This window comes from Enterobacter cloacae complex sp. 2022EL-00788 (genome assembly GCF_026627565.1).
Lineage (GTDB): Bacteria > Pseudomonadota > Gammaproteobacteria > Enterobacterales > Enterobacteriaceae > Enterobacter > Enterobacter pasteurii.
In genome coordinates, this window is the sequence record NZ_JAPNMC010000009.1 from 1 (window position 1) to 19,567 (window position 19,567).

21 protein-coding genes are annotated in these 19,567 nt (G+C 57.1%); 9 read left to right on the forward strand and 12 right to left on the reverse strand.

Annotation, left to right across the window (positions count from 1 at the left end; genetic code table 11):
• Positions 1–170: 170 nt before the first annotated feature.
• Positions 171–1,496 carry a 30S ribosomal protein S12 methylthiotransferase RimO gene (rimO, locus tag OWK27_RS15035; protein ID WP_193356585.1) on the reverse strand — a complete coding sequence of 442 codons (1,326 nt, stop codon included), beginning with the start codon at positions 1,494–1,496 and terminating at the stop codon, positions 171–173.
• 217 nt (positions 1,497–1,713) lie between these two features.
• On the opposite strand from rimO, the gene bssR reads away from it, so the two are divergent.
• Positions 1,714–2,097 carry a biofilm formation regulator BssR gene (gene bssR, locus OWK27_RS15040; protein ID WP_148418693.1) on the forward strand — a complete coding sequence of 128 codons (384 nt, stop codon included), beginning with the start codon at positions 1,714–1,716 and terminating at the stop codon, positions 2,095–2,097.
• A gap of 106 nt (positions 2,098–2,203) precedes the next feature.
• Positions 2,204–3,322, forward strand: a complete 1,119-nt coding sequence (locus OWK27_RS15045; RefSeq protein ID WP_148418694.1) for a PQQ-dependent sugar dehydrogenase — start codon at positions 2,204–2,206, stop codon at positions 3,320–3,322.
• On the opposite strand, the gene OWK27_RS15050 is transcribed toward OWK27_RS15045, so the two are convergent.
• The gene (locus OWK27_RS15050) at positions 3,323–3,949 is read right to left on the reverse strand and encodes a glutathione S-transferase family protein (protein WP_267590680.1); all 627 of its coding nucleotides are present in this window, start codon (positions 3,947–3,949) and stop codon (positions 3,323–3,325) included. It lies immediately after the preceding gene.
• 243 nt (positions 3,950–4,192) lie between these two features.
• Here OWK27_RS15050 and dacC point away from each other — a divergent pair, with 243 nt between their 5' ends.
• On the forward strand, positions 4,193–5,398 hold the full coding sequence (gene dacC, locus OWK27_RS15055) for a serine-type D-Ala-D-Ala carboxypeptidase (RefSeq protein WP_148418696.1): 1,206 nt from the start codon (positions 4,193–4,195) through the stop codon (positions 5,396–5,398).
• 67 nt (positions 5,399–5,465) lie between these two features.
• Here the strand turns inward: dacC and deoR are convergent, their stop codons facing one another.
• From deoR to OWK27_RS15070, 3 genes are all read right to left on the reverse strand, one after another.
• Positions 5,466–6,224, reverse strand: coding sequence for a DNA-binding transcriptional repressor DeoR (deoR, locus tag OWK27_RS15060; protein WP_242174690.1), 759 nt, complete (start codon positions 6,222–6,224; stop codon positions 5,466–5,468).
• Positions 6,225–6,291: 67 nt separating this feature from the next.
• On the reverse strand, positions 6,292–6,900 hold the full coding sequence (ybjG, locus tag OWK27_RS15065; RefSeq protein WP_148418698.1) for an undecaprenyl-diphosphate phosphatase: 609 nt from the start codon (positions 6,898–6,900) through the stop codon (positions 6,292–6,294).
• 7 nt (positions 6,901–6,907) lie between these two features.
• On the reverse strand, positions 6,908–7,636 hold the full coding sequence (locus OWK27_RS15070; RefSeq protein WP_267590681.1) for a phosphatase PAP2 family protein: 729 nt from the start codon (positions 7,634–7,636) through the stop codon (positions 6,908–6,910).
• A gap of 167 nt (positions 7,637–7,803) precedes the next feature.
• Here OWK27_RS15070 and OWK27_RS15075 point away from each other — a divergent pair, with 167 nt between their 5' ends.
• A complete protein-coding gene (locus tag OWK27_RS15075; RefSeq protein WP_267590682.1) occupies positions 7,804–9,036 on the forward strand; it encodes an MFS transporter in 1,233 nt (410 codons plus the stop codon).
• 114 nt (positions 9,037–9,150) lie between these two features.
• Here OWK27_RS15075 and OWK27_RS15080 read toward each other — a convergent pair whose 3' ends face one another.
• The gene (locus OWK27_RS15080; RefSeq protein WP_267590683.1) at positions 9,151–9,963 is read right to left on the reverse strand and encodes a Cof-type HAD-IIB family hydrolase; all 813 of its coding nucleotides are present in this window, start codon (positions 9,961–9,963) and stop codon (positions 9,151–9,153) included.
• Positions 9,953–11,167 (reverse strand): MFS transporter, encoded by a 1,215-nt coding sequence (locus OWK27_RS15085; RefSeq protein ID WP_267590684.1) that lies wholly within the window; start codon positions 11,165–11,167, stop codon positions 9,953–9,955. The genes OWK27_RS15080 and OWK27_RS15085 overlap by 11 nt, the downstream gene beginning before the upstream one ends.
• A gap of 82 nt (positions 11,168–11,249) precedes the next feature.
• Between OWK27_RS15085 and OWK27_RS15090 the strand changes: the two genes are divergently transcribed.
• Positions 11,250–11,807, forward strand: a complete 558-nt coding sequence (locus tag OWK27_RS15090) for a TetR/AcrR family transcriptional regulator (protein WP_267590685.1) — start codon at positions 11,250–11,252, stop codon at positions 11,805–11,807.
• 18 nt (positions 11,808–11,825) lie between these two features.
• Here the strand turns inward: OWK27_RS15090 and arsC are convergent, their stop codons facing one another.
• The 4 genes from arsC to OWK27_RS15110 form a co-directional block, all read right to left on the reverse strand.
• Complete coding sequence (gene arsC / locus OWK27_RS15095; RefSeq protein ID WP_176610786.1) at positions 11,826–12,257, reverse strand: glutaredoxin-dependent arsenate reductase; 432 nt, start codon at positions 12,255–12,257, stop codon at positions 11,826–11,828.
• A gap of 12 nt (positions 12,258–12,269) precedes the next feature.
• A complete protein-coding gene (locus OWK27_RS15100; protein ID WP_267590686.1) occupies positions 12,270–13,559 on the reverse strand; it encodes an arsenic transporter in 1,290 nt (429 codons plus the stop codon).
• A 40-nt stretch (positions 13,560–13,599) separates the two neighbouring features.
• Positions 13,600–13,920: a metalloregulator ArsR/SmtB family transcription factor gene (locus tag OWK27_RS15105; protein WP_176610784.1), complete on the reverse strand. Its 321-nt coding sequence runs from the start codon at positions 13,918–13,920 to the stop codon at positions 13,600–13,602.
• Positions 13,921–14,175: 255 nt separating this feature from the next.
• On the reverse strand, positions 14,176–15,861 hold the full coding sequence (locus tag OWK27_RS15110) for an aspartate:alanine antiporter (RefSeq protein ID WP_193356573.1): 1,686 nt from the start codon (positions 15,859–15,861) through the stop codon (positions 14,176–14,178).
• A gap of 275 nt (positions 15,862–16,136) precedes the next feature.
• Here OWK27_RS15110 and OWK27_RS15115 point away from each other — a divergent pair, with 275 nt between their 5' ends.
• On the forward strand, positions 16,137–16,511 hold the full coding sequence (locus OWK27_RS15115; RefSeq protein WP_176610782.1) for an inner membrane protein YbjM: 375 nt from the start codon (positions 16,137–16,139) through the stop codon (positions 16,509–16,511).
• A 30-nt stretch (positions 16,512–16,541) separates the two neighbouring features.
• Here the strand turns inward: OWK27_RS15115 and OWK27_RS15120 are convergent, their stop codons facing one another.
• Positions 16,542–16,811 carry a GrxA family glutaredoxin gene (locus tag OWK27_RS15120; RefSeq protein ID WP_014169305.1) on the reverse strand — a complete coding sequence of 90 codons (270 nt, stop codon included), beginning with the start codon at positions 16,809–16,811 and terminating at the stop codon, positions 16,542–16,544.
• 185 nt (positions 16,812–16,996) lie between these two features.
• Here OWK27_RS15120 and nfsA point away from each other — a divergent pair, with 185 nt between their 5' ends.
• From nfsA to OWK27_RS15135, 3 genes are all read left to right on the forward strand, one after another.
• A complete protein-coding gene (gene nfsA / locus OWK27_RS15125; RefSeq protein WP_148418707.1) occupies positions 16,997–17,719 on the forward strand; it encodes a nitroreductase NfsA in 723 nt (240 codons plus the stop codon).
• A 63-nt stretch (positions 17,720–17,782) separates the two neighbouring features.
• A complete protein-coding gene (rimK, locus tag OWK27_RS15130) occupies positions 17,783–18,685 on the forward strand; it encodes a 30S ribosomal protein S6--L-glutamate ligase (protein WP_267590687.1) in 903 nt (300 codons plus the stop codon).
• A gap of 63 nt (positions 18,686–18,748) precedes the next feature.
• The gene (locus tag OWK27_RS15135) at positions 18,749–19,225 is read left to right on the forward strand and encodes a YbjN domain-containing protein (protein WP_193356572.1); all 477 of its coding nucleotides are present in this window, start codon (positions 18,749–18,751) and stop codon (positions 19,223–19,225) included.
• Positions 19,226–19,567: the final 342 nt, after the last annotated feature.

Consider the following 19,567-nt stretch of genomic DNA (forward strand, 5'->3'; position numbering starts at 1 on the left):
ATCTCTCGCATCCCAGGGCATAAGCGACTCCATAAACGGGTTCTTATGCCTTAGTTGTAAGTGTCTACCATGTCCCCGAACAAGTGTTCACTATGTCCCCGGACCGTACACCCCAGAGGGGAGAGGGGACTGCCCGGTGCGGTCTGTTTCCTGAGGTGAGGGGGTAGAAATTAAACCCGGCTGCCCCACAGGTCATATTCGTCGGCGTTTTCAACCTTCACGCGAATGATGTCGCCCGGCTTGACGCTGGTTTCACCGTTCAGATACACCGCGCCGTCGATTTCAGGGGCATCCGCCATGCTGCGGCCAATCGCGCCTTCTTCATCCACCTCGTCGATGATGACCAGAATCTCGCGGCCCACTTTCTCCTGAAGGCGTTCAGCAGAGATCTGCTGTTGCAGCTGCATAAAGCGGTTCCAGCGCTCCTCTTTCACCTCTTCCGGTACCTGATCCGCCAGCTCGTTGGCGGTTGCGCCTTCAACCGGGCTGTACTTGAAGCAGCCTACGCGGTCCAGACGCGCTTCCTTCAGGAAGTCGAGCAGCATCTGGAAGTCTTCTTCGGTTTCACCCGGGAAGCCGACGATAAAGGTGGAACGCAGGGTCAGGTCAGGGCAGATTTCGCGCCACTGTTTGATGCGCGCCAGCTGGCGGTCAACGGAGCCAGGACGCTTCATCAGCTTCAGAATACGCGGGCTGGCGTGCTGGAGCGGAATGTCGAGGTACGGCAGGATTTTGCCTTCCGCCATCAGCGGGATCACGTCATCAACGTGCGGGTACGGGTAGACGTAGTGCAGACGCGTCCAGATCCCGAGCTTAGCGAGCTGCTCGCACAGGCCAACCATGCTGGTTTTCACCGGCTCGCCGTTGTGGAAGCCGGCGCGGTGCTTCACGTCCACGCCGTAGGCGGAGGTGTCCTGGGAGATGACCAGCAGCTCCTTGACGCCCGCATCGGCGAGGCGCTTGGCCTCTGCCAGCACTTCACCAATCGGACGGCTTACCAGATCGCCACGCATCGACGGGATGATGCAGAAGGTGCAGCGGTGGTTGCAGCCTTCAGAAATTTTTAAGTACGCGTAGTGGCGCGGCGTCAGCTTCACGCCCTGTTCCGGCACCAGGCTCAGGAACGGGTTGTGCTTAGGCTTTGGTACGTAGTGATGAACATGTTCCAGCACCTGCTCGTAGCTGTGCGGCCCGGTGATCTCCAGCACCTTCGGATGCACCTCGCGGATCTGATCCACTTTTGCACCCAGGCAGCCGGTCACAATCACCTTGCCGTTTTCCGTCAGGGCTTCACCAATGGCTTCCAGCGACTCCTGGACCGCGCTGTCGATGAACCCGCAGGTGTTGACGATCACCATGTCGGCGTTGTCGTAGCTTGGCACCACGTCATAGCCTTCGGTGCGAAGTTCAGTCAGGATGCGTTCGGAATCCACCAGGTTTTTCGGGCAGCCCAGGGAGACAAAGCCGATTTTCGGCTGGTGCATAACATTGCTCATAGATTAAAAATTCATCAATTATGGAATTATCAGGGCGGGATTTTACAGCGTATCGCGGGGGATTTATACATTCTTTATGGCTCAGTTGAATGCGCCATTCGTTGTAACATTGTAAATAATGTTAATCAGTTAACGTTTATTGATCCCGGGCATTAAATTGTACAAAAATTAACCGTATTCTGAAGGTGGTACTATGGCTGACAGAGGAGGAAATAGCATGTCCGTTGACAGACTGAAACGCGATCTGCTTAACAAGCTGATCAACGCCCGACTCGACCTGGCTGCTTATCTGCAACTCCGCAAGGCGAAAGGGTATATGTCAGTCAGCGAAAGCGAAAATCTGCGTGATAACCTGTTTGAACTTTGCAATTACATGCGTGAAAAAGCACCGACCCTGAAAGCGCAATACGCGGACAGCGAGCTGACGGCGCTGCGCCGTTCCGCCGAGGTGCTCTCCATAGCAGGGGTATGTTTGATGAACGGACGTCACGACTGCCCAAATTTTATTGCGGTTAACGCAGAGAAGCTTGAAAACTGCCTGACAACGCTCTCTCTTTGCATCATGTGTCTGAACAAGCCTGAAACCCTTGTCCGGCAATGAACCCGGGGGAGGCGACTCCCCCTTTTGCTTAAGCTTTTGTAAAAGTGTTAACGCGCCCGGTAACAGTGGCTAATCTTTAAGCCATATGCCGATAAAGGAGTGCGTTATGCCTCGTTCCCCACTGTTTTTCCTGCCCGTACTGCTTTTCCCCGTTTCGCTCCTTGCCGCGCCAGAACCGGTAAACGTCGAGGTGTTACAGACGAAGCTCGATCACCCCTGGTCGCTGGCTTTTCTTCCGGATAATAAGGGGCTGCTGGTCACGCTAAAGGACGGGCAGCTTAAGCACTGGCAGGCAGGGAAAGGGCTCTCCGATCCGATTGTTGGCGTGCCGAAGGTGTGGGCGAGCGGCCAGGGCGGCCTGCTGGACGTGGTGCTGGCCCCGGATTTTGAACGGTCGCGGCGGGTCTGGCTAAGCTTCGCCGAGGCAGGTAATGACGGGAAGGCGGGTACCGCGGTGGGCTACGGGCGGCTGAGCGATGACCTGTCGCGCATTGAGGGATTCCAGGTGGTGTTCCGCCAGATGCCGAAGCTCTCCACCGGCAACCACTTTGGCGGACGGCTGGTGTTTGACGGCAAAGGCCACCTCTTTATTGGCCTTGGTGAAAACAACCAGCGCCCGACGGCGCAGGATCTGGATAAGCTTCAGGGCAAGGTGGTGCGCCTGACGGAAGACGGGAAAGTGCCGCCGGATAACCCGTTTGTGAATACTGCCGGGGCGCGTCCCGAAATCTGGTCTTACGGCATTCGTAATCCGCAGGGGATGGCGATGAACCCGTGGAGCGACACGCTGTGGCTCAACGAACACGGCCCGCGCGGCGGGGATGAGATTAACATTCCTGAGAAGGGGAAAAACTACGGCTGGCCGATGGCGACCCACGGCATCAACTACAGCGGCCTGAAAATCCCGGAAGCGAAAGGCGAGCACGTTGAGGGCACGGAAAAGCCGCTGTTTGTCTGGAAGGTCTCGCCGGCCGTCAGCGGTATGGCCTTCTACAATAGCGACGTTTTCCCGCAGTGGAAAAACAAGCTGTTTATTGGCGCGCTGAAGGAGAAAGACATCATCGTACTGAGCGTGGATGGCAATAAGGTGACGGAGGACGGGCGCATTCTTGGTGATAAAAATCAGCGTATTCGCGACGTGCGCGTGGGACCGGATGGCTATCTGTACGTGCTGACCGACGAGACGGACGGGCAACTGCTGAAGGTCAGCCCGTCCGGCGCGTAATCAGCTCACCGGGATCATCACCACGTTACGGTAAGCCGGACGCTCGCTGAGCTGGCGGATCCAGCGCTCAAGGTGCGGGCGCGGAGCCCAGCTCAGCCCCATATTGGTCAGGTTCCAGACAAAAGGGGCGACGGCGATATCGCCCACGCCAAACGCGTCGCCGGAGAACCAGGCGTGCTTCGCCAGTTCGTCGTCCATCATGGCAAACAGCGATTCGCAGGCGTCCTGCGCGGCGTGAATGGCAGGATAGTCACGTTCGGCTTCCGGCGTGCGGATCAGCCCCATCAGGATCACGCGGTGGGTTGGGGAAAGCGTCTGGTTTGCCCAGTCCATCCATTTTTCACCCTGGGCGCGCCGGGCCGGGTTTTCTAACCACAGGCGGCCCTGGCCGTACTGAGCGGCAAGGTAACGCACGATGGTATTGGACTCCCACAGCGTGGCGTCCGTCTCGTCATCACGCAGCAGCGGCACCAGCCCGTTTGGATTCATCGCCAGATAGTCAGCGTCCTTATTCACGCCGAACGACAATCCGGCCATGATTTGATTGAACGGTAAATCCAGCTCCTCCAGCGTCCAGAGCACTTTCTTCACGTTTGTCGAATTGTTCCTGCCCCACAGCGTAATCATATTTACTCCCGATGAGATGTGAATCCGAGTCAGCTTTTTGCCATGGTGAGATAAACCTAACAATTACGCAACAGATGCTAAAAAAAACGCCGTAATCAAAGCGTATCTGAATGTTATTGCATAAACTTTAAAAACTTTACCTGGAACAGGTTTCTTTGAACGCTGTAGTGCGCTATTACTCATCGCTTCTTGCGACACGGTGATTGTGACGTGATTTTTAGAATGGACACTCGGGTGGCATTTATGACGCAAAAAACTTCCTCTCTGCGCAGCCTGGCGGCAGGCTCGGCGCTGCTTTTCCTTTTTGCCCCAACGCTCTATGCGGCGGAACAGACGGCGCCCGAAGCGCCACCTGTCGATGCGCGCGCCTGGATCCTGATGGATTACGCCAGCGGAAAAGTGCTGGCAGAGGGTAACGCCGACGAAAAACTCGACCCGGCGAGCCTGACGAAAATAATGACCAGCTATGTGGTTGGCCAGGCGCTGAAAGCGGGCAAGATCAAGCTGGATGACATGGTCACCGTCGGGAAAGACGCCTGGGCGACCGGCAACCCGGCGCTGCGAGGCTCGTCCGTTATGTTCCTGAAGCCCGGCGACCAGGTGTCCGTTTCCGATCTGAATAAGGGGGTCATTATTCAGTCAGGAAATGATGCCTGTATCGCGCTGGCCGATTACGTGGCGGGCAGTCAGGATTCATTTATTGGCTTAATGAACGGCTACGCGCAAAAGCTGGGCCTGACCAACACCACGTTTAAAACCGTTCACGGCCTGGACGCGCCGGGTCAGTTCAGTACCGCGCGTGATATGGCGCTGCTGGGCAAAGCGCTGATCCATGACGTTCCGGATGAATACGCCATCCATAAAGAGAAAGAGTTTACCTTCAACAATATTCGCCAGCCTAACCGTAACCGCCTGCTGTGGAGCAGCAACGTCAACGTGGACGGTATGAAAACGGGGACAACTGCCGGGGCGGGATATAACCTCGTGGCCTCCGCAACCCAGGGCGATATGCGCCTGATTTCGGTGGTGCTGGGCACTAAAACCGACCGCATTCGCTTTAACGAATCAGAAAAGCTGCTGACCTGGGGCTTCCGCTTCTTTGAAACCGTCACGCCGATTAAGCCGGACGCCACCTTTGTAAGCCAGCGCGTCTGGTTTGGCGACAAGCGCGAAGTGAGCCTGGGGGCGGGTGAAGCCGGTTCCGTGACCATTCCTCGCGGCCAGCTGAAAAACCTGAAAGCCAGCTATACCCTGACCGATCCGCAGCTCACCGCGCCGCTGAAAAAAGGCCAGGTGGTCGGGACGATTGATTTCCAGCTCAACGGTAAGTCGATTGAACAGCGTCCGCTGGTGGTGATGGAAGCGGTGGAAGAGGGCGGCTTCTTCAGCCGGATGTGGGATTTCGTCCTGATGAAATTCCACGGATGGTTCGGCAGCTGGTTTAGCTAAATCTTATGGGTTTTCTCCCTCTCCCTGTGGAAGAGGGCCGGGGTGAGGGCAGCAGGCCGCACCCCGCTTAATACATCAGCTTGACCTGCTGCGCTTTCGCGTACGCCACCAGCTCTTCATCCGGTCGGCAATCGCTCACGATGGCGTCGAAGCGCGACAGTTCCCCCATCCTTGCCGGGCGCACCTTGCCAAACTTACTGTGGTCAACCACCAGCACGTGGTGCTGCGCGGCGTTAAGCGCCCAGTGTTTTACCGGCAGCTCTTCGAGGTTAAAACAGGTCGCCCCCTGCTGCACGTTCACGCCCGCCGCAGAGTAAAAGGCGATATCCGGGCAGAGGTTGCTGAGCGTGTCCTGAATGTTCAGCGGCTTGAAGATGGCATTGCTGGCGTGAAACTCACCGCCGCATAAAATCACCCGGCACGCCGGTTTCTCCTGTAGCGCCAGAAAGGTGTTCAGGGAATAACAGACGGCGGTAAAAGGAAGGGTGCTGTCGATGGCCTCGATGATCCACGGGGTAGTTGTTCCGCAGTCAAAAAACAGCGTCTGATGCGGCTGCACCAGCGAGGCGGCGAGCCGCGCGGCTTTGCGCTTCTCTTCCACCAGCCGCGTTTTTTGATCGCTTAACAGGTAGTGGCTGGCGCTACGCGGTTCAAGGACGATATACCCACCCAGCAGCACAACGGGAGCGCTGTCGCTGTTCAGATCGCGGCGAATGGTCATTTCAGACACGCCGAGCAGGCTGGCGGCTTCCTTGAGATGCAGCTTATCGCTGCGCTTCAGCGCCTGGAGCAGCTGAGCAATGCGGTCATCGCGGCGTGTTTCCATAGATCCTCGGGCTAAAAAAGTGAGCCCCCGCAGGGCGGGGGTTCAAGTGTAACCTGACGGACCGGGGTTAGTCACGTATCCAGCCTTTGCGGATCGGGAGGGCAAACAGAACGCGATAGGCCTGTGATAATCCACGATAAAGCGCCGGACCAAAGAGGCTCCACATGATGGCCGCGCTGACGCAGCCCATCAGTCCGACCAGGAAACCGCCGACCATATCCAGCGGCCAGTGCACGCCCAGGTATACGCGGGACCAGGCGATGGCGAGCGCCACTCCCATCAGCACCGCCCCGGACCACAGGCGATGCCAGAACAGGAACGCCAGCGCGAAGGTGAAAATAACCGTGCCGTGATCGCTCGGGAACGAGTCATCCGGCGCATGGTGCAGGAAGTTGTAGCCGACGCGTTCGACAAACGGCCGGTCGTGCGGGAAGGCGTGGCCCAGCGCGTAGCTTGCCAGTACGCTGACCCCGATCGCCATCGCCATTTTTATCACCAGGTGGCGCTGCGCGGTAACCTGTGTGCGTGGCCCCCATAGCCAGAGGATCGCGGCGAGAGCCGGTACAATGCTGATCACATCCTTCGCAATGAAGGTAGCGAGGTCAATCATCCATTCCGGTGACGACGGCGTGGCGTTGAGCAGGTAAAACAGTTCGTAGTTAAGATTCTCTAACATAGTATCGTTACTCTTTAGCAAACCAGGTAGAAACCAGCCCGTAAGCCAGCACCTGGGAAAACCAGACCCACCACCCGGCCCACAGGTTGTGAGAGAAAAAATGTGCCCCGCGCATCACCTGCCCTAAGCCCATCAAAAGGCCCATCGCCGCACCCAGCGCGACGAAGACCCAGGCCAGGCGCGGACGTTCGCGCCAGAAGGCAAAAAACAGCCCCATAATCATAAAGCCGCTCGAGGCGTGGCCGCCGGGAAAGCAGCGCCCCGGCCCGCTGTCTGCCGGAACGGCGCTGAACAGGGGGTACGAAACGGCTCTGCCGCCATACTCCACCAGATCCCACGGACAGCTGTGGTGGCTCAGGCTTTTCAGCGCGCCAACCACCAGCGCTCCCAGGCCCATCAGCAGCGCGGCCGTTACCAGCCTGGCATTGCGCCTGAATGCGCCGTAAATAAGCGCCACGGCGGCCAGCGCAATGGCCACGTATTTCGCCAGCCGATGGTTTAGCAGATCCAGCAGCGGGTTTTGCTGTAGCGGAAACTGGTGCGCCGCGGCGTCATACCAGAAGCCGGTTATCCACCGGTCGAGCGATTCATCGCGCGAAAGCCAGGTAAAAAGCAGCGCAAGGGCGATCAGCACGAAAAGCTGATAACCATAAAAGCGGGTCGGCAAACGGTAAAGTCGTTTTGTCTTAGTTGTCGGTAACTTAGATAATTCTGAAGGGCTGGCGACGTGTGTCATGATTTCGATCGGTAGCGTGAAATAGCCCTATCATAGAGAGGCCAACTTAAGGAAACCTTAAACAACAACGATAAGTGCTTTATTTCTGTTATTTCACGTTAATGTGCTATCTCAGACAGCGGCAATTCATTACACTCATCGCGATTTTTTCATACTAAAGAGATTGCATGATAAACCGTTCTTCTTCCGGTAATCGTCTGGGTCGTCAGGCGTTACTTTTTCCTCTGTGTCTGGTGCTCTACGAATTTTCTACCTATATCGGCAACGACATGATCCAGCCTGGCATGCTGGCGGTTGTTGAGCAGTACAACGCAGGTATTGAGTGGGTGCCGACATCCATGACCGCCTATCTCGCGGGCGGCATGTTTTTACAGTGGCTGTTAGGGCCGCTGTCGGATCGTATTGGCCGCCGTCCGGTAATGCTGACGGGCGTGGTGTGGTTTATCGTTACCTGTCTCGCCACGCTGCTGGCACAAAACATTGAGCAGTTCACCCTGCTGCGCTTCCTTCAGGGCGTGAGCCTGTGCTTTATCGGCGCCGTGGGCTATGCCGCCATTCAGGAGTCGTTCGAGGAGGCGGTGTGCATCAAGATCACCGCGCTGATGGCGAACGTGGCGCTGATTGCACCGCTTCTGGGTCCGCTGGTGGGAGCCGCATGGGTGCACGTTGCGCCGTGGGAGGGGATGTTTGTGCTTTTTGCCGCGCTCGCGGCTGTCTCCTTCTTTGGTCTGCACCGCGCGATGCCGGAGACCGCCACCCGCCTGGGAGAAAAGCTCTCGCTTAAAGAGCTGGGGCGTGATTATAAAGCGGTGCTGAAGAACGGCCGTTTTGTGGCGGGCGCGCTGGCGACGGGCTTCGTCAGCCTGCCTCTGCTGGCGTGGATTGCCCAGTCGCCGGTGATCATCATCAGCGGCGAGCAGCTTAGCAGCTATGAGTATGGCCTGTTGCAGGTGCCGATTTTCGGCGCGCTGATTATCGGTAACCTGGTGCTGGCGCGTCTGACGTCGCGTCGCACCGTGCGTTCGCTGATTATTATGGGCGGCTGGCCCATTGCGGCAGGGCTGATTATTGCGGCGGCGGCGACCGTGGCCTCGTCTCATGCCTACCTCTGGATGACCGCGGGGCTAAGCGTCTACGCGTTTGGTATTGGCGTGGCGAATGCCGGCCTGGTGCGCCTGACGCTGTTCGCCAGTGAAATGAGTAAAGGCACGGTGTCTGCCGCGATGGGCATGCTGCAAATGTTGATTTTCACCGTCGGTATTGAGGTGAGCAAGCACGCTTACGCGTTTGGCGGCAACGGGCTGTTCAGCCTGTTCAACCTCGTCAACGGCGTGCTGTGGGTAGGATTAATGGTGGTGTTCCTGAAAGACAAACGCGTAGGAAGCGCACTGCAACCGTAATCCTTATTCCCTCTCCCGGTGGGAGAGGGTTCCCCACAAATTAATGCGAGCACTAAGCAATCCCCTCGCCCCTGCGGGGAGAGGGTTAGGGTGAAGGGACCAGAGCGCACGAAATCAGTTAAACGGCGCTTCCCCGTTCAGCACCTTATCAATCACGTCCAGCACGCCTTCGTCATTATTATTCGGCGCCTCAAAGCGGGCCACCGCTTTAATGTGCGGTTTGGCATTGGCCATCGCGAAGCCATACCCTGCCTGGCGCAACATCTCCACGTCGTTACCGCTGTCGCCAAAGGCCACCACCTCGCTGTCCTCAATGTCCCAGCGCGCCTGAAGGATCCGCAGGCCGTTAGCTTTATGCACGCCGGGGATAATCAGGTCGATACTGCCGTGTCCGGTGGTCACCGGCACCATGATGTCGCCGAGCTTTTCATGCAGCAGCGCCTGAATGCGCGGTATTTCGTCGTCCGAGACGTTAAGCCCGAACTTGAAGAAAATATCGTTGAGGTTGTCGAAACTGCTGACGCTTTCAAGGCGGTGATAGTACTTCAGGGCAATCTCTTTAAAGAGGTCGTCATAGGTTTTCAGCGTGTAGGCGCTGTTTTTTCCGCAGGCGATAATCTCTATGCCGGGAACGTCGTTTAACAGGGTGGCGACGGTCAGAAAGTGCTCTTTCGACAGCTCGCCGTTAAACACATCTTCACCGGCATCAACGACCCAGCCGCTGTTTTCGGCGACAAAGGCGATCTCGTGGGCGATCTCCGGGAAAAACGAGATCAGCTGGTAGTACTGGTTTCCGCTGGCCACCACAAAACGAATGCCTTGCGCCTTCATGCGCGCGTACTGCGCCAGAAAACGCGCCCGATTGTAGGTTTTCGCATCGCTCAGGAAGGAGCCATCCATGTCGACTGCAATCAGCTTAACGCTCATATCCCTTCTCCATTGTCGTTTGTTCAGCTTCCGGTTTTGCCACCGCGCGCGCCACCAGTGCGGCAATAATCACTAACCCTAATACCACCAGCATGGCGCTGCGCAACCCGTAGTGCTCGCCGAGGAACCCAAGCAGCGGCGGCCCCACCAGGAAGGCTAGGTAGCCGGTGGTCGCCACGACGCTTACGCGGGTTGGCGCATCCGGGCCGGTATCGCTGGCGGCAGAAATGGTCAGCGGGAAGCCGAGAGAGGCGCCCAGCCCCCACAGGATCACCGACACGCCGGCAATCCAGTCTACGTCCACAAAGATAATCATCGCGATGCCCAGCCCGCCCAGCAGGGCGCTGGCACGCACCACCGCGACGCGGCTGTAGCGGTCGATAAACCAGCCGCCGGTAAAGCGTCCGACGGTCATACCGAGCGTAAAGCCGGCGTATATCAGCGAGCCGGAGGTGGGGCTAAAGCCGTGCCCGTCCACCATCAGCAGCGGAAGCCAGTCGTTGGCGGAGCCTTCCGCAAACGCCATCGCCAGCACCACCACGCCAATCAGCATCAGCTGGAGATCGCGGTAGAAGGGCAACCCTTTTGCCGCAGACTTTTGTTCATCCGAGGCGTTTTGTCCCGTACCGGCGGGAATAGCCCGGATGCCGGTGAGGATGGGGATAATGCAGACCAGCGCCGCCAGTAATATGTGCACATTGGCGGCAATGCCCAGCGCCGTCAGCGCCATCCCCACGCCCGCGCCCGCCAGCGTGCCGAGGCTGTAAAAGCCATGCATCATCGGCAGCACCGTTTTGTTCATCTCCTGCTCGACGGCGGCCCCTTCAACGTTAATGGCCACTTCTGCTGCTCCAAAGCTGCCGCCGAACACCATCAGTCCGAGGGCGAACATCAGGGGTGAGGCAAACCACAGCGCCATGCTCAGCGCGAGCATACCGACCACGGCGAAGCACATGGTGGTGCGGATCACCGCGCGGGTACCAAAGCGCTTCACCAGCCAGGCCGAGCACAGAATGCCGCTCATCGAGCCAATCGACAGGCCAAACAGCACAATCCCCATTTCCGCCGTGGAGACGGAGAGCGTATCGCGGATTGCGGGCGTGCGCGTCGCCCAGGAGGCCATCAGCAGCCCGGGGATAAAGAAGAACATAAACAGCGCCCACATGCGAAGTTGCAGGGCTTTGCGAGGAGAAGTCAGCGTCATTGGGGTCAGCACCAGAAGTACAACGATAGCGACAACACTAGCAACTTTGTGTACATTTGTACATAAACCGGATGAGGATTTTATGAGCAGACCACCGAACGACCCCAACCGTCGGGAGAAGATCCTCCAGGCGACGCTGGACACCATCGCCGAGCACGGTATACACGCCGTCACGCACCGCAAGATTGCAACCTGCGCAGGCGTGCCGCTGGGATCGATGACCTACTATTTCGACGGTATGGAGCCGCTGCTGGAAGAGGCGTTCACCTGGTTTACGCAGCAGATGTCGCAGCAGTACCGGGATTTCTTTGCAGGCGTTACCGGGCGGGAGAGGGCGTGCGAGGCGATAACCACGCTGATCCATAGCTCAGCGGTGACCACCCCGCACAATATGGCGCTGATGTACCAGCTATATGCCTTTATGCACCGCAGTAACGCGCTGCGCACGGTCATGCAGGACTGGATGAAGATGAGTCAGACTACGCTTGAGCAGTGGTTTGATCCGGCCACCGCCCGCGCGCTGGACGCGTTTATCGAAGGGATGACCCTGCATTTTGTAACCGACCGCGCGCCCTTAACCCGGGAGGAAATCCGGGCGATGGTGGGCCGTATTGCGCGGGAGCAGGCGCCCTGCGCTTAACGGCAGGGCGCCGTGACGTTAACGGCCCTTAATTTTTTGACCGGAAGCGTCCACGACCGCTTCGCCATCCTCTTTGGTAAACGCCCCTTTTTGGGCGTCGGGCAGAATATCCAGCACGCGCTCCGAGGGGCGACACAGCCTCGTTCCCAGTGGGGTAACGACAATCGGGCGATTAATCAGGATCGGATATTGCAGCATGTAGTCAACGAGCTGGCTGTCGCTAAACCTGTCTTCCGCCAGGCCCAGCTGGTCATAAGGCTCGACGTTTTTTCGCAGCAGGTCGCGGGGGGTAATACCCATGTCGGCAAGCAGCGTCACCAGCTCGTCGCGAGAGGGCGGAGACTCGAGATACAAAATAATTTCGGGTTCGGTGCCGCTGTTGCGGATCATCTCCAGCGTATTGCGCGACGTGCCGCAGGCCGGGTTGTGGTAGATGGTAATGTTGCTCATATCAGGTACTCACTACAGTGTGACGGAGAGACGTAACGCCAGCGCGGCGAGCGTTACAAACAGGACCGGCAGCGTCATTATAATGCCCGTCCGAAAATAGTAGCCCCAGCCGATCGTCATGTTTTTTTGCGCCAGCACATGGAGCCAGAGCAGGGTGGCAAGGCTGCCGACGGGCGTGATTTTTGGTCCCAGATCGCAGCCAATCACGTTAGCGTAAATCATCGCCTCTTTAATCAATCCCGTTGCCGAGCTGCCTTCAATGGAGAGGGCGCCAATCAGCACCGTTGGCATATTGTTCATTATGGACGACAGGAAGGCGGTGATAAATCCGGTTCCCAGCGTGGTGGCCCAGAGCCCGTATCCGGCCAGGCGATCCAGAACGCCGGAGAGAGACTCCGTCAGCCCGGCGTTGCGCAGGCCATACACTACCAGGTACATCCCCAGCGAGAAGATAACGATCTGCCACGGCGCGCCGCGCAGCACCTTACCGGTATCAATCGCGTGCCCGCGTTTTGCGACGGCAAATAAAATCAGCGCGCCCGCACTCGCGATGGCGCTGACCGGAATGCCGAGAGGCTCAAGCACAAAGAAGCCGATCAGGAGTAATACAAGGACGATCCAGCCCGTTCTGAAGGTTGGCAGATCGTTAATGGCCCGTGCCGGCTCCCGGAGTTTCGACAGATCGTACGTCGGAGGAATGTCCTTGCGAAAGAACAGGTGCAGCATGACCAGCGTTGCGGCAATCGCGGCGATATCAACCGGGATCATCACCGAGGCGTATTCGCTGAACCCCAGCGTAAAGAAGTCTGCCGATACAATGTTGACCAGGTTGGATACAATCAGCGGCAGGCTGGCGGTATCGGCGATAAAGCCTGCCGCCATCACAAACGCCAGCGTCGCCTGCTTGCTGAACCCGAGCGCCAGCAGCATGGCAATAACGATAGGCGTCAGGATCAGCGCCGCACCGTCATTGGCAAACAGCGCCGCAACGGCCGCCCCCAGCAGCACGATCCAGGTAAACAGCAGCCGTCCCCGACCGTTTCCCCAGCGGGCAACGTGCAGCGCCGCCCACTCGAAAAAGCCGGACTCATCCAGCAGCAGGCTGATAACGATCACCGCGATAAACGTGGCCGTGGCGTTCCAGACAATATTCCAGACCACCGGTATATCGTTAACCTGGATAACGCCGCTCGCCAGCGCCAGCGCTGCGCCAATGGTCGCGCTCCAGCCGATGCTGAGCCCTCTGGGTTGCCAGATGACCAGCACCAGTGTGAATAAAAAAATCGCCCCTGCCAGAAACATCGCTTACTCCGTTATATCTGATTTTGTGAATGTATTTTTCTTAGCACGCACCCGGAAGGTTGCTTTTCAGCTTCAGGCGGGTCTCTTCCCGAAGGCAGTTCCAGCTGTTATCGATAACGGACGCTGCCCACGCGGGCATGTTCGGAGATAACCGGTAATGGACCCATTTTCCCTCCCGGCGATCGATGACCAGCCCGGACTCCCGGAGTAACGCCATATGGCGGGAGACTTTCGGCTGCGGCTCGCCGGTGGCAGAGCAGAGATCGCAGACGCACAGCTCCCCCGCTTCACGCAGAAGCATGACGATGGAGAGCCGCGTTTCGTCGGAGAGGGTTTTGAAGAGCTGAACGGGGTGAAGCATCTGGCGATCCTGCGTGGTTTTCTTTCATATGCATTAAATCATATATGTTTACGTGAGGAGGGGGAAGCGGAAATGGTAAGATGGGTGAATTTCAGGCAACAAAAAACCCATCAACCTTGAACCAAAACGGCGGGGTTGATGGGCTCCACAAATTGGGGACATCAAAGAAAAGCAGTGGCACTAGTTATGACTGCACCCTGCGTAAAAAGTTCTGCGCGTAACGAAAATTTTTTCCACTACGCGCAAACTTAAGAGTTATCCGAGTCCCGGCCAGATAATGACGATCAGCGTACCCGCCAGCGTCAGCAGCACGTTTGCGATGGCGTAGGTGCCTGCATATCCCAGCGCCGGGATGTTGCTGCGCGCGGTGTCGCTGATGATTTCCATCGCCGGTGCGCAGGTGCGCGCGCCCATCATCGCCCCGAAGAGCAGGGCGCGGTTCATGCGCAGCACGTAGGCACCGAACAGGAAGCAGATCACCACCGGTACCAGGCTGACGATAAGTCCGGAAACCAACATTTGCCAGCCAACGGCGCCCAGGCCGTTGCCAATGCCGCTACCGGCGCTTAAGCCTACTCCCGCCATAAAGACCATCAGGCCGAACTCCTTCACCATGTTCAGCGCGCCCTGCGGGATATAGCCGAAGGTAGGATGGTTCGCTCGCAGGAAGCCCAGCATGATCCCGGCGAACAGCAGGCCGGCAGCGTTACCGATGCCGAAGCTAAAGTTGCTGAACTGGAAGGTGATCATCCCAATCATCAGGCCAACAATGAAGAACGCGCAGAAGGCTAACAGGTCCGTTACCTGGCTGTGAATCGAGATAAAGCCGATACGGTCGGCAACGGTTTTGACGCGCCGGGCATCGCCGCTGACCTGCAACACGTCGCCTTTGTTGAGAACCACGTTGTCGTCGATAGGCATTTCAATCTGGCTGCGGATCACGCGGTTGAGGAAACAGCCGTGGTCGGTCAGCTTCAGCTGCGCCAGTCGGCGGCCCACGGCGTTGTGGTTCTTCACCACAATCTCTTCGGTAACGATACGCATGTCCAGCAGGTCGCGGTCGAACACCTCTTTCCCGTTGCGGAAGCTGGGATCGAGACGCGCGTGAGCGTCCGGGTAGCCGACGAGGGCAATATCATCGCCCATCTGGAGCACCGCATCACCGTCCGGGTTCGCCAGGATGCCGTTACGACGGATACGTTCGATATAGCAGCCGGTCTGACGGTAAATCCCCAGCTCGCGCAGGTTTTTCCCGTCGGTCCAGGCAACCAGCTCCGGCCCGACGCGGTACGCGCGGATAACCGGCAGGTAGACCTTACGTTTGGAGTCCGTGTCCAGGCCGCGCTCGCGGGCGATGGTCTGGGCGCTGGTTTGGAGATCCTGATGCTGAAGTTTTGGCAAATAGCGCGCGCCAACAATCAGGCTTACCAGACCAATCAGATAGGTCAGGGCATAGCCCAGGCTCAGGTTGTCCAGCGCGGTGGAAAGCTGCGTCCCAGCCATGCCCGAATGGCGAAGCGTATCGCCGGCGCCGACCAGCACCGGCGTGGAAGTCATCGAGCCCGCCAGCATACCCGCCGTTAAGCCAATGTCCCAGCCAAACAGCTTGCCCAGCCCTAACGCAATCAGCAGTGCGCTGCCGACCATCACCAGCGCCAGCATCAGGTAATTTTTGCCGTCACGGAAGAAAATTGAAAAAAAGTTCGGACCGGCTTCCACGCCTACGCAAAAAATAAACAGCATGAAACCTAAGTTAAGCGCGTCCGTGTTAATGCTGAAATGCTGCTGACCTAATAATAAGGAGACGACTAAAACGCCAATGGAATTACCAAGTTGAACTGAACCCAGGCGTAATTTACCCAGACAAAGGCCCAGCGCCAGTACCACAAATAATAACAGGATGTAATTCCCATTTAACAAGTCTGCGACGTTTATATTCACGGAGGCTAACTTCTTGTTTACCAGTAAGTTGTTGAATGAAAGGACTATTTGGGCTACTGTTTTTACGGTCAGGGACAAACGCTAACCGCGTCTCGCTCCCAGATAATTTCCCTAAACCAATAGCAAGCGGTTAGTTTAATCGTATTAGCTTTCGACAGCTACCTATTATCGCATCACTGCATGCGGCCTTTGGCAAGGATTGCCACTTTGCTTTATCTGACTGGGCGTCCGCTGGACGAGTGTGTATTTGATAGAGAGGAAGTCAGGAGGATAATTTGAACATTAAGCGAAACTGGGCGGGCGCAATCAGCTGTTTTTTGCTGTTTACGGTCGTTTGCATGTCGTTAGCTTTTAATGTGAAGGGAGCCTTCAGAGCTTCTGGTCATCCGGAGCTGGGCCTGCTGTTTTTCATCCTGCCGGGGGTCGTGGCCAGTTTTCTCTCGCGAAAAGGTGAGGTGATCATGCCGCTTATCGGGGCGATGCTTGCGGCCCCCCTCTGTCTGCTCCTGATGCGCGTACTGTTTCTCTCGTCGAGAAGCGTCTGGCAGGAAGTGGCGTGGTTAATGAGCGGCGTTTTCTGGTGCGCGCTGGGGGCGCTGTGCTTCTTATTTACGCGTAGCCTGCTGCAACAGCGCAAGCCACGTAAATAAAAACGCCCTCGGGGAGAGGGCGTCTTCGCATTACTGAGCGGCAAACAGGCCCAGATGCTCTTTGGCATAGGCTTCAAAATCTGTGCAGCCGCCGATGTGTTTCTGATCGAGGAAGATCTGCGGCACGGTTTCAACCGGCTTGCCAACGGTTTTTTCCAGATCGGCTTTGCTGATGCCTTCCGCGTGGATGTCAACGTAACGGAAGTTGAAATCATCACGCTCTTCAGTCAGTTTCTCAGCCAGCTCTTTAGCGCGCACACAGTAAGGGCATCCTGGACGACCAAAAATTACTGCAAACATTTCTCTCTCCTCAAAAAACAAGCCTGACGGCGAATAGCGCCTATAGTGCACGATAACCTGCCGTCATGGAAAGAAGGTTTCACCTGTCACTTTGATACAGTCAGGCTATGTTTCGCCAATTACATCGCGCAGATCATTGCCTATACTGGCTGCCATACGTTTTACGCAACACAAAGAGAGACAAGATGACGCCAACCATTGACCTGCTTCGTTCCCACCGTTCCATTCGCCATTTCACCGATGAGCCCATTACCCAGGCACAGCGGGAAGCGATCATCGACAGCGCAAGAGGCACCTCCAGCTCCAGCTTTTTGCAGTGCAGCTCCATTATCCGCATCACCGATCCGGCAATGCGTGAACAGCTGGTGACCCTGACGGGCGGGCAAAAGCACGTCGCTCAGGCGGCCGAATTTTGGGTATTCTGCGCCGATTTTAACCGCCACCTGCAAATCTGCCCTGAAGCGGAGCTGGGGCTGGCGGAACAGCTGCTGCTGGGCGTGGTAGATACCGCGCTGATGGCGCAAAATGCCTTCACGGCGGCGGAGTCGCTGGGGCTTGGCGGGGTGTATATCGGCGGGCTGCGCAACAATATCGAAAGCGTGACGGAACTGCTGAAGCTTCCGAAGCACGTGCTGCCGCTGTTTGGCCTGTGCCTTGGCTGGCCGGCGGATAACCCGGATCTCAAGCCGCGTATTCCTGCGGCGATGCTGGTGCACGAGAATCATTACCAGCCGGTCGATCCGAACGTGCTGGACCAGTATGACGAAGAGCTGGCGAACTACTATTTAACGCGCGACAGCAACAACCGCCGCGACACCTGGAGTGACCATATCCGCCGCACCATCGTTAAGGAAAGCCGCCCGTTCATTCTGGAGTATCTGCACAAGCAGGGCTGGGCGACGCGATAGTCCATTCCTCCTGCGCCTCGTGTATGATAGGCAGGCTTTCCCATGTCTTCAGAGAGGTGCAGGGTGAAAATTGCCATATTGTCCCGGGATGGAACGCTCTATTCATGCAAGCGCCTGCGAGAAGCGGCGGCGAAACGCGGGCATCAGGTTGAGATCCTCGATCCGATGTCCTGCTATATGAACATCGACCCTGCGGCGTCGTCGATTCATTACAAAGGCCGCAAGCTCCCGCATTTTGATGCGGTGATCCCCCGCATTGGCTCCCAGATAACCTATTACGGCACGGCCGCGCTGCGTCAGTTTGAAATGCTGGGCAGCTATCCGCTCAACGAGTCCGTGGCGATTTCCCGCGCCCGCGATAAGCTGCGATCGCTACAGCTGCTCGCGCGTCAGGGGATCGATCTGCCCGTTACCGGCATAGCCCATTCGCCGGACGACACCAGCGATTTGATCGACATGGTGGGCGGAGCGCCGCTGGTGATTAAGCTGGTTGAAGGCACGCAGGGTATTGGGGTGGTACTGGCGGAGACGCGCCAGGCGGCCGAAAGCGTGATCGACGCCTTTCGTGGTCTGAATGCCCATATCCTGGTGCAGGAATATATTAAAGAGGCCAGAGGGCGCGACATTCGCTGCTTTGTGGTCGGCGATGAGGTGGTAGCCGCCATTGAGCGGCAGGCTAAAGAGGGCGACTTCCGCTCCAACCTGCACCGTGGCGGCATCGCCCGGGTTGCCGTCATCAGCGAGCGCGAGCGCGAGGTTGCGGTGAAAGCCGCGCAGACGCTGGGGCTGGACGTGGCGGGTGTCGATCTGCTGCGCGCCGAGCGCGGCCCGCTGGTGATGGAAGTGAACGCCTCTCCGGGGCTGGAAGGGGTGGAAAAAACCACAGGCGTCGATATTGCAGGTAAAATGATTGCATGGATTGAACGCCATGCTACGCCGGGATTCTGCCTGAAAACGGGCGGTTGAATGGATCGGCGCGCGCTTTTTGCGTAATCTGAACACCGTTTTTATTTAAGAGGCTGCACAGCGATGGATTTACAGGTCGTACCTACACTGGATACGTTACGTCAATGGCTCGATGATGCCGGTATTACTTTTTTCGAATGCGACTCCTGCCAGGCGCTGCATCTGCCTCACATGCAAAATTTCGACGGTATTTTCGATGCCAAAATCGATCTGATTAACGACGTGATTCTTTTCTCGGCGCTGGCCGAGGTGAAGCCTTCCGCGCTGCTGGCGCTGGCGTCCGACCTGTCAGCGATTAACGCCAGTTCTTTGACCGTGAAAGCGTTTCTCGACATACAGGATGATAATCTGCCGAAGCTGGTGGTTTGCCAGTCATTATTCTCCGGTGCCGGGCTCTCCTTTAAGCAGTTCGCCTGGTTTATGCGCCTGAGCGAAGAGCAAATTTCCATGGTGATGATGGAAGCCAACGCGCATCACCTGCTGTACAGCGCGGAAGATGATGCTGAGAATAACGATGCAGCGCCCAATTTTCTCCACTAAGGCTGTCTGACTTTTGCGCAGTCGCTGCCAGAGCGGCTGCATAACGCCATTTTTTCTGCTGCTTTTAACCTTTCTTTAAAGAATCTTTCACCTCCCCTCAGGCCATTTCGGCTTATCACGTAGACATAATCTGCATAAAAAATTGATAAAAGGCGTTTTTTCGTCTGGGCTATAGCCGGAGACACGGGCTACAGTTATTCTTGCGATGCTTAAAAAAGCGAGCGGACCTGCCGGATAAAGGGGGTTATTTTTATTTCAGGCAGAGCGACAAACTATGCATGATTATTGCATATCTTCAGGCTGCACAGTTTTGGTTCGTTTGTTAACGAGCTTTCAGAAGGA